General features: G+C 47.1%; 13 protein-coding genes. 5 read left to right on the top strand and 8 right to left on the bottom strand.

All coding sequences use genetic code 11. The features are described 5' to 3' along the window. Position 1: 1 nt before the first annotated feature. Complete coding sequence (gene tnpC / locus AC0KUT_RS11890) at positions 2 to 1,549, top strand: IS66 family transposase (protein ID WP_488830143.1); 1,548 nt, start codon at positions 2 to 4, stop codon at positions 1,547 to 1,549. Here tnpC and AC0KUT_RS11885 read toward each other — a convergent pair. Both AC0KUT_RS11885 and AC0KUT_RS11880 read right to left on the bottom strand, forming a co-directional pair. Next, positions 1,546 to 1,788, bottom strand: a complete 243-nt coding sequence (locus AC0KUT_RS11885) for a hypothetical protein (RefSeq protein WP_488830141.1) — start codon at positions 1,786 to 1,788, stop codon at positions 1,546 to 1,548. The two genes, tnpC and AC0KUT_RS11885, sit on opposite strands and share 4 nt — an antisense overlap. A 216-nt stretch (positions 1,789 to 2,004) precedes the next feature. After that, positions 2,005 to 3,219 (bottom strand): pyridoxal phosphate-dependent aminotransferase, encoded by a 1,215-nt coding sequence (locus AC0KUT_RS11880; RefSeq protein ID WP_488830138.1) that lies wholly within the window; start codon positions 3,217 to 3,219, stop codon positions 2,005 to 2,007. 78 nt (positions 3,220 to 3,297) lie between these two features. Between AC0KUT_RS11880 and msrB the strand changes: the two genes are divergently transcribed. The 3 genes from msrB to AC0KUT_RS11865 all read left to right on the top strand — a co-directional run bounded on the left by msrB (position 3,298) and on the right by AC0KUT_RS11865 (position 8,343). After that, complete coding sequence (msrB, locus tag AC0KUT_RS11875; protein ID WP_488830136.1) at positions 3,298 to 3,696, top strand: peptide-methionine (R)-S-oxide reductase MsrB; 399 nt, start codon at positions 3,298 to 3,300, stop codon at positions 3,694 to 3,696. 390 nt (positions 3,697 to 4,086) lie between these two features. After that, positions 4,087 to 5,217, top strand: coding sequence for an efflux RND transporter periplasmic adaptor subunit (locus AC0KUT_RS11870; protein ID WP_488830134.1), 1,131 nt, complete (start codon positions 4,087 to 4,089; stop codon positions 5,215 to 5,217). Between the two features lie 12 nt (positions 5,218 to 5,229). Continuing rightward, the gene (locus AC0KUT_RS11865) at positions 5,230 to 8,343 is read left to right on the top strand and encodes an efflux RND transporter permease subunit (RefSeq protein ID WP_488830132.1); all 3,114 of its coding nucleotides are present in this window, start codon (positions 5,230 to 5,232) and stop codon (positions 8,341 to 8,343) included. 101 nt (positions 8,344 to 8,444) lie between these two features. On the opposite strand, the gene AC0KUT_RS11860 is transcribed toward AC0KUT_RS11865, so the two are convergent. Next, positions 8,445 to 10,172 (bottom strand): proline--tRNA ligase, encoded by a 1,728-nt coding sequence (locus tag AC0KUT_RS11860; protein ID WP_488830131.1) that lies wholly within the window; start codon positions 10,170 to 10,172, stop codon positions 8,445 to 8,447. A gap of 179 nt (positions 10,173 to 10,351) precedes the next feature. Between AC0KUT_RS11860 and AC0KUT_RS11855 the strand changes: the two genes are divergently transcribed. Next, complete coding sequence (locus AC0KUT_RS11855; RefSeq protein ID WP_488830130.1) at positions 10,352 to 10,777, top strand: HIT domain-containing protein; 426 nt, start codon at positions 10,352 to 10,354, stop codon at positions 10,775 to 10,777. A 99-nt stretch (positions 10,778 to 10,876) separates the two neighbouring features. On the opposite strand, the gene AC0KUT_RS11850 is transcribed toward AC0KUT_RS11855, so the two are convergent. The 5 genes from AC0KUT_RS11850 to purB all read right to left on the bottom strand — a co-directional run bounded on the left by AC0KUT_RS11850 (position 10,877) and on the right by purB (position 15,517). Then, entirely contained in the window at positions 10,877 to 11,350 is a 474-nt protein-coding gene (locus AC0KUT_RS11850) for an HU family DNA-binding protein (RefSeq protein WP_488830128.1), read from the bottom strand. Between the two features lie 476 nt (positions 11,351 to 11,826). Then, a complete protein-coding gene (locus AC0KUT_RS11845; protein ID WP_488830126.1) occupies positions 11,827 to 12,327 on the bottom strand; it encodes a DUF7931 domain-containing protein in 501 nt (166 codons plus the stop codon). 94 nt (positions 12,328 to 12,421) lie between these two features. Then, on the bottom strand, positions 12,422 to 12,862 hold the full coding sequence (locus AC0KUT_RS11840; RefSeq protein ID WP_488830124.1) for a GNAT family N-acetyltransferase: 441 nt from the start codon (positions 12,860 to 12,862) through the stop codon (positions 12,422 to 12,424). 3 nt (positions 12,863 to 12,865) lie between these two features. Further along, the gene (locus AC0KUT_RS11835; protein WP_488830122.1) at positions 12,866 to 14,014 is read right to left on the bottom strand and encodes a JmjC domain-containing protein; all 1,149 of its coding nucleotides are present in this window, start codon (positions 14,012 to 14,014) and stop codon (positions 12,866 to 12,868) included. Between the two features lie 123 nt (positions 14,015 to 14,137). Continuing rightward, positions 14,138 to 15,517, bottom strand: coding sequence for an adenylosuccinate lyase (gene purB / locus AC0KUT_RS11830; RefSeq protein ID WP_488830120.1), 1,380 nt, complete (start codon positions 15,515 to 15,517; stop codon positions 14,138 to 14,140). Positions 15,518 to 15,553 lie beyond the last annotated feature (36 nt).

Genomic DNA, 15,553 nt, shown 5'->3' with positions numbered 1-15,553 from the left:
CATGCCAAACTCTCATAAATTACTTGTCGAAATTGATTCGCTTAAAGAGCGAAATAAAATATTGGAGCAAGAAATTCGTTTTCTGCGTGAGCAATTCAAGCTGGCGCAAAGCCGCCAATTTGGCACGTCTTCAGAAAAATCCCCAGATCAACTTGATTGGTTATTTAACGAAGCGGAAGTAATAGTAGACGAAATCCGTGCAGACAGTGACGCAGAGATAACAACAGACGCTACAGCGGCGGATATCACATCTGCCGCCACTTCAACTAAAAAGAAAACCGGCCGTAAACCATTGCCCGCCGATTTGCCGCGTGAAACACGCATAATTGATATCGCTGATACAGAAAAAATGTGCCCTTGCTGTAATGGCGACTTACACAAAATCGGCGAAGAAAAAAGTGAACAACTAGAATACATTCCCGCCAGTTTAAAAGTCATTGAAACCCTGCGCCTGAAATACGCCTGTCGTCAGTGCGAAAAGAACCATACGAATACGCCGATTGTGATCGCCCCTGTGCCAGCCAGCCCCATTCCCAAAAGCATGGCCACGCCCAGCTTGCTGGCACACATTATCGGCAATAAATACCAATTGGCACTGCCGCTGTATCGCCAGGAAATTATTTTTAAGCAACTGAATATCGACCTCAATCGCAACACCCTGTCCAACTGGATAATGCGTAGTGCGGATGTTCTTGAAAGGCTATTGCAGCGATTAACAATAACGCTGCTAACACAAACCGCCATCCATGCAGATGAAACGCCAGTGACAGTGCTTCAGGATGACAAAAAAAATTACATGTGGGTCTACTGTAGCGGCAGAGATTCTCCTGATCCGAACAGCTCCGCGAACAACATTGTGATTTACGACTATCAACCCAGTCGCGCAGCTGCTTGCCCGAAAGAATTTCTAAGCGGCTATAAAGGCTATTTACAGGTTGATGGTTATGCGGCTTACGAAAGCACTCAAGTAACACTGGCTGGTTGTATGGCTCATGCACGCCGGAAATTTACCGATGCGCAAAAAGTACAACCAAAGGGCAAAGTAGGCCGTGCTGATTGGGCAGTGGCGCACATTCAGAAACTCTACCGTGTGGAAGCGCTACTGAACGACAAAACACCGGAAGAAAAATATACCCTGCGGCAGTTGCATGCTGTACCGCTGCTCACTGAATTTAAAGCATGGCTCGATAAATCAGTGGAACAGACGCCCCCTAAATCCACATTAGGTCATGCGGTCGCATACACGCTGCGACAATGGAGAAAGCTCACTACCTACACACAACACGGACAACTGTGCATCGACAATAATCGCGCGGAGCGCGCCGTAAAACCCTTTGTGATCGGCCGCAAAAACTGGCTGTTTAGCAACACCGCCAGCGGTGCGAGAGCCAGCGCGATTTTATATTCGATTATCGAAACGGCTAAGGCAAATGGTCTGAATCCGGTAAAGTATGTTGAGCATTTGCTGACAGAAATCCCTAAGCGCAATACAGATGATGGACTTGAAGATTTGATGCCTTGGCAAGTAAATCTAGGTGTGGTTGGTTAGACGCTTACCTTGTATCTAACAAATCCTATGTTTTTTAATGCAGCAGCAGAGTGAGCTTCATTTTTATCACCAGCTAACAACCCTACGCCTTTCTTTATGTGCTCATAAACCTTCAGCCCTCCTTCTGCCTCACAGTACTGTTTAAACCGGTAATAGCCTTTAATATTATCAAAAAAATAGAACCCAATTAGTATTGGAAAAATTGAAATGATGACAATTGGCTTGATGAGTGACTTCATGCTTTTCCTTTGCTTGGGTATATGGAGTATTCTTTCTGCTTAATTATTAAGTCTATTTTTACATTCGTTGCCGGCTCTCATATGGTAAGTTGTTGAAATTAAAGCAGCTTTTCTCTTGTTGATTAGACGATAATAAGGTAACACACATATAAAAATGGCCAGCAAATAATTGCTAGCCATTTTTATATGTGTGTTATTTCAAACTTACAACAAAGCTTACTGCGAGTAGCGGCCCAAAAACTCACCAAAGCGATTGATGGCGCGGGTGAGGTCGTCTTCGCGCGGTAAAAAAACTATGCGGAAGTGGTCGGGTTTTGGCCAGTTGAAGGCGGTGCCTTGGACTAAGAGGATTTTTTCTTGAATCAAAAAGTCCAGCACCATTTGTTGGTCGTCGCGAATTTTGTGCATGTCCAAATTGATTTTAGGGAAAAGGTAAAGTGCACCGCGCGGTTTGACACAAGACACACCGGGTAGATTCGCTAGGGCGCTCATGGCGGCATCGCGCTGGTCGCGCAGGCGGCCACCGGGCATGATCAATTCATTAATACTTTGGTAACCACCCAGTGCAGTTTGCACCGCGTACATGGCGGGCACGTTGGCGCAGAGGCGCATGGAGGAGAGCATCTCCAAGCCTTCAATGTAATTTTTAGCGCGATGCTTGGCGCCGCTGATAATCATCCAGCCGGAGCGGAAGCCCGCGAGGCGATAGGATTTGGATAGGCCGTTAAAACTTACACAAACCACATCCTGCGCGAGGCGTGCCATGGGGATAAATTCCGCATCGTCGTAGAGGATTTTGCTGTAGATCTCGTCCGAGAAAATAATCAAATTATGGCGGCGTGCCAGTTCGACAATTTGCTCCAATACTTCTTTGCTGTACACAGAGCCGGTGGGGTTATTGGGGTTGATTACCACAATGCCGCGGGTTTTATCGCTAATTTTGCTTTCTATGTCGGCAAGGTCGGGGAACCAGTCGGACTCTTCATCGCACAAATAGTGACGCGCTTTGCCGCCAGCGAGGTTTACCGCCGCAGTCCAAAGTGGATAGTCGGGTGCAGGCACCAGAATTTCATCGCCATTGTTTAGCAATGCTTGCATGGCCATCACAATTAATTCGCTGGCACCATTGCCAAGGAATATGTCGTCAATGTCCACGCCGGGGATTTGCAGGCGCTGGCACTCTTGCATAATGGCTTTGCGCGCGACAAATAGCCCCTTTGAGGCGGTGTAGCCCTCGGCGTTGGGAAGGTTGTAGATGACATCTTGAATAATTTCATCGGGCGCCGCAAAGCCAAAGGGCGCGGGGTTGCCGATGTTCAATTTAAGAATGCGGTGGCCTTCTTCTTCAAGGCGGTAAGCGTGCTCCAGTACGGGGCCGCGAATGTCGTAGCAAACTCCATTGAGTTTGTCGGATTTCTTAATCAGAGTCATTGCAGTAAGATGCCTTTAGCGCGGGTATAAAAGCCCGAATAATCAAGCCTATACGCCTAGCCTGTCAAGGAAATCATTATGTCCGCACCCGAAAATCACGATGACGCCTACTGGCGTGAAACATTAACCCCTGAGCAGTACCGCATTTGCCGCGAGAAGGGCACTGAGCGCCCCTTCACGGGCGAATACTGGCAGGACTTTGGTGCTGCCATTTATAACTGCCGCTGTTGCGCTGAGCCGTTGTTTGAGGCGGATACAAAGTTTGATGCGGGCTGTGGTTGGCCAAGTTTTTTTGCTCCGCTCAATGACACGGCCATTAAAGAGGAATTTGATACGACGCATGGCATGCGCCGCACAGAGGTAATGTGTCGCAAGTGCGGCTGTCATCTGGGGCATGTGTTTACCGATGGCCCTGCGCCCACGGGCCTGCGTTACTGTATTAACTCCGCATCTATTTTGAAAGTATCCAAGGAGTGACTGCGGCCCAGTAATCCCCATAGCACGAGGATATTTTTTTGGGCTGCCCCTTTGGCTTGTTCGAAATCTCGCAGTGTGGATTGAATTAAGGGTAATTTAGGCTGCACTAACGGGTTGAGTCGCTGGACTGATAGGCTGCATCAAGCCATTTCCATGCTATGTAAACTAGTGTTAATTGTTATTTTATTTGACCTTTAACTTGATTTTTTTTCGTATTCTTGCGGCATATGTCCTTTGATATATTCCCTCCATCGACTTTCTTAATAGAACTCAGTCTTTAATTTGGAGCAGTTTTACGTAGGTGCTGGCGTCAGTGCCTTGTGTAGCTGTCATTTCCAAAGAATTATTAATTAGCCATAACTCTTGAGTGGCTAGCGTTAAGGAACCTATATGAAAAATCTGTTGCAGCGACAGTTATGTTTTATCGGTCTGCTTGTGTTCAGCGCTTGTGGCAGCGCCCAAACGGATAAACAAGCGGCAAAGCCTGTAGAAAAATTCGTTGAGGTGATTGTGCAACCCGTTAGCGAACAGACGCTCACCAGTGCAATTGAAGCCTTGGGAACCTTACATGCGAATGAATCTATAAGGCTCACTGCGAATGTCACCAATACGGTAACGCGTATTAATTTTGAAGATGGGCAGCGTATACGCAAAGGCCGTGTATTGGTGGAAATGACCAGTGCTGAAGAGGCTGCGCTCTTAGACGAAGCGCGTGTGAATGCTGACGAGGCTAAAAAACAATTAGACCGTGTGGAGGCATTGGCTAATAAAGGTGCAGCATCTCAGTCGTTATTGGATCAGCGGCAGCGTGAATATAAAGCTGCGCGTTCACGTGTGTTGGCAACAAAGTCACGCGTAAAAGATTTGCGTTTGTTAGCCCCCTTTGATGGTGTGGTGGGGTTGCGGAATATCAGTGTTGGGGCCTTAGTGACGCCGGGGGATGTGATTACCACGCTTAATGATGACAGCAAAATGAAGTTGGACTTTACGGTGCCTGCTATTTATCTACGCAGCCTAGCCATTGGCTTGCCGATCGTTGCCATTAGCCGCGATCTAGGTGATAAAGTTTTTAAAGGCAGTGTATTTAGTATCGACAATCAAATTGACCCTGTGACGCGCTCGATTAAAGTGCGTGCGCTGTTGGATAATAGTTTGGGCGATTTAAAGCAAGGCATGTTGATGCGTATAAACTTGCAAACAAATCAGCGCACAGCAATGGTTATTTCTGAAGCAGCCTTAGAGCCTCTCGGCAGTAATAACTTTGTATTTGTACTAGCGCAACAAGACAAAGCAAAACCTGCACAGGTGATGCGTCGGCCCATTATTATTGGCGAACGTCTTGTGGGGGCGGTAGAAGTGTTAGAAGGTTTGGCGGTGGGCGATAAAGTGGTGACCCATGGATTGCAAAAAATTCGCGATGAGCAACGGGTATCGGTGAGGGCGGAAGAGCAGCCTGTTAACTTACAGCCCCATGCGCAACCTGAGACCTTGTCCGATTTGCTGCAACAGCAGCAGCCTTGAGGATAAGTCGTCATGAAACTCTCCGATATATCTATCAAGCGTCCAGTATTCGCATCTGTGATTGCGATCCTACTCATTGCATTTGGCTTGGTTGCTTTTGAGCGATTAACGCTGCGTGAATATCCTAATATTGATCCCCCTGTAGTTTCAATTCGCACAGGCTACCCTGGTGCTGCGGCCAATATTGTTGAGACGCGCATTACTAAAATGATTGAAGATCGTATCTCGGGTGTTGAAGGCATTCGCTATATCGAATCATCGAGTGAGAATGGCGTATCCAATATAGTGGTGCAGTTTGAAACTGGCCACAATATGGATGCGGCGGCTAATGATATTCGCGATAGAGTTGCGCGTGTGTTGGATGACTTGCCGCCCGAGGCCGACCCGCCTGAAGTACAAAAAGTTAGCTCCGATGAAGACGTTATTCTTTGGTTTAGTTTGGCGGGTGAAGATATGACTATGCCTGAACTATCTGATTACGCTGCGCGCTATTTAGTTGATCGTTTTTCTGTCGTGGATGGCGTAGCGCGCGTGCGCATTGGTGGCGAGCAACGTTTTGCGATGCGGGTATGGTTGGATCGCCGCGCATTGGCGGCGCGCAATATTGTAGTCAATGATATAGAAGCAGCCCTGCGCGCAGAAAACATTGAGTTACCTGCAGGTAGTGTTGAATCTATTGATCGTCAATTCACATTGCGTATGGCTCGTTCCTATCGCACCGTTGATCAATTTCGTCAGCTGGTGGTTAAGCGCGGCGACGACGGCCATTTGATTCGCTTAGGCGATGTGGCGCGTGTCGAGAAAGGTACAGTCGAAGATCGCAATCTATTTCGCGGCAACGGTGTCTCTCAAGTTGGTATTGGCATTATTAAACAATCTACAGCGAACACCATCGACGTGGCTCGTGGCGTTAAGATCGAGCGCGATAAAATTAATGCGATTTTGCCTAAGGGCATGAGTATTGAGGACAGCTACGATAGTTCGGTGTTTGTCGAACGCGCGATTCACGAGGTGTATATCACCTTGAGTATTGCCATTGCGATGGTAGTCTTGGTTATTTATCTATTTTTAGGCAGCTTTCGCGCCATGCTGGTGCCAGCCGTAGCTGTGCCTGTGTCTATTATTGCGACCTTCACCGTGCTTGCAGTGCTGGGCTTTTCCGTCAATATGCTTACGCTTTTAGCCTTGGTCTTAGCGATAGGTTTGGTGGTGGATGATGCGATTGTGGTGTTGGAGAATATTGTTCGCCACATAGAAGAGAAAGGTAAGTCACCCTTGTTGGCAGCCTATGACGGTACTCGTGAAGTTGGCTTTGCTGTAATCGCGACCACGTTGGTGTTGATTGCGATTTTTGTACCTATAGTATTTTTAAAAGGTGATATCGGCCGTTTGTTTTCAGAGTTCGCCATTACCATGGCGGCGGCGGTAGGTTTTTCGGCACTTATTGCGCTCACGCTTTCGCCTATGCTCGCGTCTAAAATTTTACACAGCAACGATAAGAAAAATGCTTTTGTTATGAAAATCGATACGGGTATGCACCGGTTGCGTGGTCGCTATAAGGTGGCAATCGCATTTTGTATCGCACATACCCGCTGGGTATTGGTTGCATTTGTGGCGCTCTTGGTGATGAGTGTATTTTTAGCCCAGAAAATTCCTTCAGAATATGCGCCTCGTGAAGATCGCGGCACTTTTTTTGTGATGGTAAATGGCCCTGAAGGTGCCAGTTACGCCTACATGGAAGAATATATGAATGAAATTGAGTCGCGCATGATGAAGTATGTGGACTCGGGCGAGATCACGCGTTTAATGGTGCGCGCCCCGCGTGCTTTCGGCACAATCGAGAGTTTTAATAGCGGTATGATTATCGCTGTTATGAACGACTGGAATCAGCGCCGCAGTGCTTTTGTCGTGATGGATGAAATTCGCAAAAAGCTTGCCGATTTGCCGGGCGTGACGGCGGCCCCGGTAATGCGGCAAGGCTTTGGTTCGCAAGCACAAAAGCCCGTGCAATTTGTTATAGGTGGCGGCACCTATGAGGAATTGGCGAAGTGGCGCGATATTTTGCTGGCGAAGTTAGAGCAGGATAATCCAGGTTTGACGGGGATAGATTGGGATTACAAAGAAACCAAGCCGCAAGTTGAGATAGCCATCGACAGTAATCGCGCTGCAGATTTAGGTATTAGTGTAAACAATATCGGGCGCACGCTAGAAGCCATGTTGGGTTCGCGCCGTGCGACGACCTATATTGATGATGGCGAAGAGTACGATGTGATATTGCAGGGTGAGCGCAGCGAACAGCGCACCACCACTAGTTTACAAAATATGTATGTGCGTTCATCTCATTCCGGTGAGCTAATTCCATTGGCAAATGTGGTTGAACTTAAAGAGCTGGCTGATGCAAGTAAACTCAATCGTTACAATCGCATTCGCTCGCTGACCATCGAGGCAAACCTTGCGGATAACTTACCGCTCGGCGATGCCTTGCAGCACTTAAATAAGTTGGTGCGTGAGAATCTTCCGCCGACAGCGGTGGTTGATTACAAAGGCTTGTCGCGTGATTTTCAAACAGCGGGCAGCTCGGTCATGTTTATTTTCCTGTTGGGGATATTGATTACCTTTTTGGTATTGGCTGCGCAGTTTGAAAGTTATATACACCCCTTTGTTATTATGCTTACTGTGCCATTGGCGATTATGGGGGGAATGCTGGGGCTTTATTTCAGTGGCAGCAGCTTTAATCTCTATTCGCAAATAGGTTTAATTATGTTGATTGGGCTTGCGGCTAAAAACGGTATTTTGATTGTGGAGTTTTCTAATCAATTGCGCGATCGTGGCGTGGAATTTAAAGAGGCGTTGTTAGAGGCTTCTTCTGCGCGGTTACGTCCCATTTTAATGACGAGCTTAACGGCTGTTGCAGGTGCGCTGCCACTGGTGGTCTCATCGGGCGCAGGTTCTGAAACGCGTTTTGTGATAGGTATAGTAGTTATATCAGGTGTGGTCGTAGCCACATTGCTCACTTTATTTTTGGTGCCTGTGGCCTATAATTTATTCGCGCGCAATACAGGCTCGCCTGGAGATGTAGAGCGTAAGCTCATCAAAGAGCAGGCTGCTTATAGTGGCGACGATTGAAATCTTATCAATCTTTGATGCGAAAATAAAAAAAGCCCCGTCTCAGGTGACGGGGCTTTTTTATTTATTGAGTTAAAAATCACTAATACAGGTAGATATATTTACTTGTTAATACGAGCCGTTAAGAAGTTAACAATGTCTGCTATAGCCACTTCCTGTTTTTCGGCATCGCGACGGCCTTTGTATTCTATATTGCCCGCTTCTAAACCGCGGTCGCCAATGACAATGCGATGCGGTATGCCAATCAGATCGGTATCAGCTAACATACCGCCCAAACGTGCCTTTTCATCGTCCATTAAGAGTACATCCACACCAGCTGCTTGTAGGGCTGTATAAATCTCTTCACATTTTTCGGCAACCGCCGCAGATTTGTGCAAGTTGATTGGCACAATTGCAACATGAAATGGCGCTATAGAATCAGGCCAGATAATGCCGTTCTCATCAAAGTTTTGTTCAATGGAGGAAGCCACTACACGGGTGACACCTATGCCATAGCAACCCATGATCATGGTTTTTTCTTTGCCGTTCTCATCAAGCACTCGGGCTTTTAAGGCTTCTGAGTATTTTGTGCCCAATTGGAAAATATGGCCCACTTCAATGCCGCGTTTAATCTCTAAAACACCTTTGCCACATGGGCTTGGATCGCCTGCAACAACATTGCGAATATCTGCCACTAGGGGGGCTTGTGCGTCGCGCTCCCAGTTAACGCCGGTTAGATGGAATCCGTCTTTATTGGCGCCGCACACAAAGTCTGCAAGATGCGCTGCTGCGTAATCCACAATGACAGGAATAGTTAAACCTACCGGGCCAATAGAGCCCAAGCCTACGCCCAATTCTTCTTTGATGCGCGCTTCAGGCGCAAGCGTTAAGGGTGCGGCTACCCCCGTAATTTTTTCCGCTTTAATTTCGTTGAGTTCGTGATCGCCACGTAGTACCAGAGCAACCAATGGTTGGGTTTTGTCTTCGCGTACAGCGCCCAATACAATTAAGGTTTTCACCGTTTGATTGGCGGCAACCTTGAGAAAGCTGCTGACGTCTTCAATGCTGTGTTGGCCTGGCGTAGCCACTTCATGTACTGATTGGCTGGGGGCAGGGCGCGGTGCTGCTGGTGGCAGAGCTTCGGCTTTTTCGATGTTGGCGGCATAATCGCTGCCATTACTGAACGCAATATCATCTTCGCCGCTGTCGGCAAGAACATGAAACTCATGAGAGAAGGCGCCACCAATGGAGCCAGTGTCGGCCAATACAGGGCGGAAATTTAAGCCTAGACGGCTAAAAATACTGCAATAGGTACTGTGCATAACATCGTAAGTTTGCTGCAATGATTCGGTGCTGCTGTGGAAGGAGTAGGCATCCTTCATAATAAATTCGCGCGAGCGCATTACACCGAAACGCGGGCGAATTTCATCGCGAAATTTGGTTTGAATTTGATAGAAATTAGCGGGAAGTTGTTTGTAGCTTTTGATTTCGCCGCGAATTAAGTCGGTGATAACTTCTTCGTGAGTGGGGCCAAGGCAGAAGGCGCGGTCGTGGCGATCGTTCATGCGCAGTAATTCTGGGCCATATTGTTCCCAGCGGCCAGATTCTATCCAGAGTTCACTGGGCTGTACTACGGGCATGAGCACTTCTTGAGCGCCAGATTTATCCATTTCTTCGCGCACTATGCGCTCGACTTTACGCAGAACGCGTAAGCCCATTGGCAGCCAGTTATAAAGGCCTGAGGCCATTTTGCGGATCATACCTGCACGCAGCATTAACTGATGGCTAATGACTTCGGCATCGGCGGGGGTTTCTTTGAGCGTAGCAATTAAAAATCGACTGGAGCGCATAGTAAGCAAATCTCAATGTCTATAATGAAAGTGGAGTTAATAGGCTAAAAGCCGCTATTCTACGGTGGAAGATTGATTGGGTATAGGGCAAGCTTCTATAAACGACTTTTATAAGCCACTTCGGTCCGTCATCTAGAAGGCATTGGCCGTGTTAGAGCACTAATCTTTAGGAGAATTTTATGTTTGTACTTCATCCCCGCCTAGCGCAAGACTCAGTAATTATTGGCGAATTCGATTTGTCGCTGTTGTTGCTGAGCAAAGATGCTAATTACCCTTGGTGTATTCTTGTACCGAAAGTAGAGGATGTTTTTGAGATACATCATTTGGGTGAAGAAGAGCAACTACAGTTAATGCGCGAGTCTTGTCGTTTGTCTGAAGTGATGACGAGCATTTTTGACGCAGACAAGATGAATGTGGCAGCACTGGGCAACATGGTGCGTCAGCTGCATATTCACCATATAGTGCGCTTTACGGATGATGCTGCTTGGCCTCAGCCAATTTGGGGTAAGTTTGAAGGTAAGGAGTACAGTGCGGAGGAACTGGCTGCGCGTATTAAACGTTTGCAAAATGCGCTTGTGGGTGAGGGCTTTAAGGTTATTAAATAATCAACGATACGTTTAGTCTATAGGGCGTAAATACGTAAGCCTTAAAACAAAAAACCCCGCAGCTGCGGGGTTTTTATTGAAGATTGGCATAGAATAAAATTAAACAGCCATTTCTTTCAATTTTTTCAGCGGGCGTACTTTCACAGTGGTGCTCGCGGGTTTGGCTTTGAACATCACTTCTTCTTTGGTGAAGGGGTTTATGCCTTTGCGCGCTTTCACGGCAGGTTTCTTAATGGTCATGATTTTGAAGAGGCCGGGGAATACAAACTCACCTACACCTTTCTTCTTGATATGGCCTTCAATGATGTTACTTAACTCATCCAATACTGCTTGAACTTGTTTTCTGTTCAATTCGGTTGTTTCGGCAATTTGAGTCAGCATTTGCGTTTTGTTTTGACGCTCAGTAATTGCTTTAACAACAGCTGGAGCTGCTTTGGCAGCAGGTGCTTTTTTAACAGCAGCTTTGGCAACTGGCGCTTTTTTAGCAGCGGCTTTTGGGGCAGCTTTGGGTGCAGCCTTAGCGGCAGGAGCTTTTTTAGCAGCAGCGGCTGCAGCAGGTTTCTTAACGGCCATAGTGATTCCTTTTTATTTACTTGAGTATGTGTAAGTGTTCGAGGTTAATTGATTGTCTTTTAAGCAGGAGGCATTTGCTGGACTCATGCATGCATGAATAGTGGCATCTACCTATATAGCTATAAATCAATATCGTAAAAATACAAACAAAAACTGCAAAAACCCCCTGTTTTTACAGGCTTCTACGCCAACAATGAGGATTGGCGCTATATATAAAGGATAAAAACTGAATCGGCAACCGAAAACTGGGTTTTTCCGCAGGGAAATACCGCAATCTAGCTGTGGTGTGCATTTTGGTCACAATTCCACCTCTGGTGCAAGCTGGGCTAATCGCAGGGTAACAGCTGTGTTGTGGCAGTTTTTAGTATTCGCTCAGATTCAGATGAGCATTTTTGTTATAGAAGCTTGAGTATAAATAGATCGAGTTTGGAATGATTGGCATGGTAATAAATATGCACACTAGGTGGTTAACAGAATTAAATGGTAAGGATCTGTAAGTCAGGATCGGGTTGTGCATATTGCCAGCAGTAGTTGAACTGTTCGCGTAGTTGTTTTACTTCACGCTGCGCAGCGCAGTTGGCAAAACCACGATAGACGTTATCATCATTTTTATAGACTAGCCCCCAGGTATCGCACAACATAAACCCCATATGTTGATCATCTGGTTCTTGCGTTAATTTACGTAGAATGATTTTGCTGGAAAGACGTTGCGCCAGATGAATTAACGGGTGACCTATGGCGAGAGCTGGTTTGGTATCTTTAATTAATATTTGAATTTGCGCATGACGATTGGCGCGTGCCATGGTGGATAGGCTTTGGATGAAATCGTCCTTTGCAAAGATATCAGCGTCAAGACTGCGGGTTAAAATTGCAATATTGCGTCGACTTTTTTGGCTAAAGGAAAGGGTGTAGTGACGAAAGTCTTCTATACCGTCGAGTAGCCATAAATCGGGGCTTGCAGATGACTCGGTCGCCATGAGTATAGATTCCTATTTTAGTGTGAATGCTTTTCTCTAAGCTGGTGTGGCGGGGGGCTGTGAACCTTGGGGCACTAGTAAGGCGAGTTACGCCCTACTTTAAGTACACGCTGATGTGCGCTATACCTGCATCTATAAACTTTTCGCCCTTTGTAACAAATCCTAGCTGCTGATAGAAGTGCAAACGTTCAAGTTGTGCGTGCAAATAAATGTTGGCTTGTGGGTTGAGTTGTTGGCAGTGGGCGACAACTCCGCGCATTAACACTTGTCCCCAGCCCTGCTGGCGATAGGCTTTACGAATAGCAACGCGACCTATATGAAAAAGCGCCTGTTGCGTGTCGTCATGCTCCAGCAGTAGTCTCGCGCAACCTAGTGCTTGTTGGTGATTGTCGAGCAATAGAAAATGGATGGCTGTTTCATCAAAGCCATCCCACTCTTCAGCTGCACTCACCCCTTGCTCCAGTATAAATACCTTTTGGCGCAATTGTTGTAACTTTGTTTGGTCACTGCGCCAATCGGTAATGGTTAAGTGCATGGGTTACTCGTCAACAAGTAAGGTTTCTTGGCTGACCATTTGGGTGATGGCTGCATTGTCCCGCTGATCTTGTACCAAGGGTTCCAGTGTTGCCCAATTAATTTCAACCTCGGTGCAAACTAATTCTGCCAGTGCTTTTGAGCAGCGGAGCGCAACGCCATCGGCAAATAATACCGTGCCTTTTTCATCGGTATGAAATGCTAAGCGAGCGGCTGGGTGTCTCCAGAGTAAATCGCCCTCGGTAAGTGCTTCCTGCCAGCTTCCAGCATCTAGTTCATTCGCTTCTGCTTCTAGATCGATGTATTTGCGCTCAGTCATATGTTTGCCAAACCAGCGGGCAATATTTTCTGCAGAGCAGTGTTGTTGAATGATCTGCTGGATTTGCGCAATGGCGGCGCTATTGATCTCACCAGGGTTAGTTTGTAGTTGCGCATCTGGGTCGGTAAAGCGCAAATCATTGGTGAGCGCTGAGGCTATATCTTGTGTTAACTCCGTTAAAATATCGGCGTGATTAGGCGCGCGAAAGCCGATTGAGTAGGTCATACAGTCGCCTTCTGCGACACCCCAGTGAGCCACGCCAGGTGGAATATAAAGCATATCACCAGGTTCTAGCACCCATTCATCTTGGCTGGTAAATTTTTGCAAAATATTGAGTTGTACACCTTCGAGGTGTGGTGATTCTGCTGTACAGTCTTGGCCAATTTTCCAGCGGCGCTTGCCTAGGCCCTGCAGTAAAAATACATCGTAATAATCAAAGTGGGGCCCAACGCTGCCCTTGTCAGGTGCAAAGCTCACCATGATGTCGTCGAGCCGCCAGTTGGGAATAAAGCGAAAACTGTTTAGTAGTTCATTCACTTCTGGTACCCATTGATCAACTGCTTGCACGAGAAGTGTCCAGTTGGATTCCGGCAGCGTGGCAAAGGTTTCTTCGGAAAAGGGGCCGTGTTGCAACTCCCAGGGTGTCTTGCCTTGCTCCAATACTAAACGCGATTCAACTTCTTCTTCTAGCGCCAAGCCGGCCAACTCATCGCCGTCGAGGGGTGATTCAAAATCGGGAAAGGCATTGCGAATCAACAGCGGTTTTTTTTGCCAGTAGTCGCGCAAAAACGTTTCAATTGGCATGTCGCCGAGATGGGTGAGGGCGGTGTTCATGTGATTACCTTTTTGGTTAGTGGCAGTAACTTTATGTGGTTAGTGGCCAGCTAAAATCTTTCAGTTCGATGTAAATGTATCGTTCTATAAAAAAGGGCCTTAGCGGCCCTTTATGAATCTTATTTAAATCGCCTTGGCTTGTGCAACCGCGTTGCCAATGTAGTTGGCGGGTGTTAAGTCGCGCATAGTTTGCTTGGCGTGTTCAGGAATATCCAAGGTTTCTACAAATGCAGCGAGCACCTCTTTGGTAATGGCGTGGCCGCGGGTGAGTGCCTTTAATTTCTCATAGGGTTCTGCGACATTGTAACGGCGCATAATAGTTTGAATTGGCTCGGCCAAGACTTCCCAAGAATTATCCAGATCTTGCGCTATGCGCGCGCGGTTAATTTCGAGTTTGCTGATGCCTTTGAGTGTAGAGGCATAGGCAATCATGCCGTAGCCAAAACCTACACCCATATTGCGCAGTACCGTTGAATCTGTAAGGTCGCGCTGCCAGCGAGAAATAGGCAGTTTTTGTGCAAGGTGGGTAAAAATTGCGTTGGCAATGCCCAGATTACCTTCGGAATTTTCAAAGTCGATAGGGTTAACTTTGTGCGGCATAGTGGATGAACCCACTTCGCCTGCAATGGTTTTTTGCTTGAAGTAACCGAGTGAAATATAACCCCAAACATCGCGATTGAAATCGATCAGAATGGTGTTGAAACGCGCGATAGCATCGAATAGCTCGGCGATGTAGTCGTGGGGTTCAATCTGGGTGGTGTAGGGATTGAAGGTCAGGCCAATGCTTTCCACAAATTCTTGCGCATTGGTTTGCCAGTCGATATCGGGGTAGGCTGAGAAGTGCGCGTTGTAGTTGCCTACAGCCCCGTTGATTTTCCCGAGCAACTCTACTGATTGAGCTGCGTGTAACTGACGACGTAAACGCGCAACTACGTTGGCCATTTCTTTGCCAACGGTAGTGGGTGATGCAGTTTGGCCGTGAGTGCGCGAGAGCATGGAGTCAGCGGCGAAATCGTGCGCAAGTTTAGTAATGCCGTCAATTAAGGTTTGGGCATCGGCGACAAACACATCGCGTCCGGCTTTTAACATTAAGGCGTGTGACAAGTTGTTGATGTCTTCACTGGTACAGGCAAAGTGCACGAACTCTAACACGGCCTCTAATTCTGCATTGCCAGCGAATTTGTTTTTAAGGAAGTATTCCACCGCTTTTACATCGTGATTGGTGGTGCGTTCGATGTCTTTAATGGCTTGTGCATCTGCAGTGCTAAAGTCAGCAGCAATTGCATCGAGTTGTGCATTGGTAGCGGCGCTGAATGCAGGTACTTCAGGAATGCCAGTGTGGCGGCTGAGCTGTTGCAACCAGCGAACTTCTACTAAAACACGCGCGTGAATTAAACCGTATTCGCTGAAAATTTTGCGCAGCGGAATTGTTTTGCTGCCGTAGCGACCGTCTACGGGCGAGATGGCATTGAGTGCGGAGAGAGTGTCGAAGCTGTTGTCCATGGTGGGTTCCAGTGCAAGTTTTAAATTAAAAAGAAT

Source organism: Cellvibrio sp. 25HG11W-0 (assembly GCF_057815475.1).
Note: the sequence above shows the minus strand (reverse complement) of the source record. Positions and strands in the feature narration are given on the sequence as shown.

Excerpts from the sequence above, each read along its gene's own strand:
- AC0KUT_RS11850 (WP_488830128.1), bottom strand. The coding sequence starts at position 11,350 with ATGGCCGTTAAGAAACCTGCTGCAGCCGCTGCTGCTAAAAAAGCTCCT.
- AC0KUT_RS11840 (WP_488830124.1), bottom strand. The coding sequence starts at position 12,862 with ATGCACTTAACCATTACCGATTGGCGCAGTGACCAAACAAAGTTACAA.
- AC0KUT_RS11860 (WP_488830131.1), bottom strand. The coding sequence starts at position 10,172 with ATGCGCTCCAGTCGATTTTTAATTGCTACGCTCAAAGAAACCCCCGCC.
- AC0KUT_RS11880 (WP_488830138.1), bottom strand. The coding sequence starts at position 3,219 with ATGACTCTGATTAAGAAATCCGACAAACTCAATGGAGTTTGCTACGAC.
- AC0KUT_RS11870 (WP_488830134.1), top strand. The coding sequence starts at position 4,087 with ATGAAAAATCTGTTGCAGCGACAGTTATGTTTTATCGGTCTGCTTGTG.
- msrB (WP_488830136.1), top strand. The coding sequence starts at position 3,298 with ATGTCCGCACCCGAAAATCACGATGACGCCTACTGGCGTGAAACATTA.
- purB (WP_488830120.1), bottom strand. The coding sequence starts at position 15,517 with ATGGACAACAGCTTCGACACTCTCTCCGCACTCAATGCCATCTCGCCC.
- AC0KUT_RS11835 (WP_488830122.1), bottom strand. The coding sequence starts at position 14,014 with ATGAACACCGCCCTCACCCATCTCGGCGACATGCCAATTGAAACGTTT.
- AC0KUT_RS11855 (WP_488830130.1), top strand. The coding sequence starts at position 10,352 with ATGTTTGTACTTCATCCCCGCCTAGCGCAAGACTCAGTAATTATTGGC.
- AC0KUT_RS11885 (WP_488830141.1), bottom strand. The coding sequence starts at position 1,788 with ATGAAGTCACTCATCAAGCCAATTGTCATCATTTCAATTTTTCCAATA.
- AC0KUT_RS11845 (WP_488830126.1), bottom strand. The coding sequence starts at position 12,327 with ATGGCGACCGAGTCATCTGCAAGCCCCGATTTATGGCTACTCGACGGT.
- tnpC (WP_488830143.1), top strand. The coding sequence starts at position 2 with ATGCCAAACTCTCATAAATTACTTGTCGAAATTGATTCGCTTAAAGAG.
- AC0KUT_RS11865 (WP_488830132.1), top strand. The coding sequence starts at position 5,230 with ATGAAACTCTCCGATATATCTATCAAGCGTCCAGTATTCGCATCTGTG.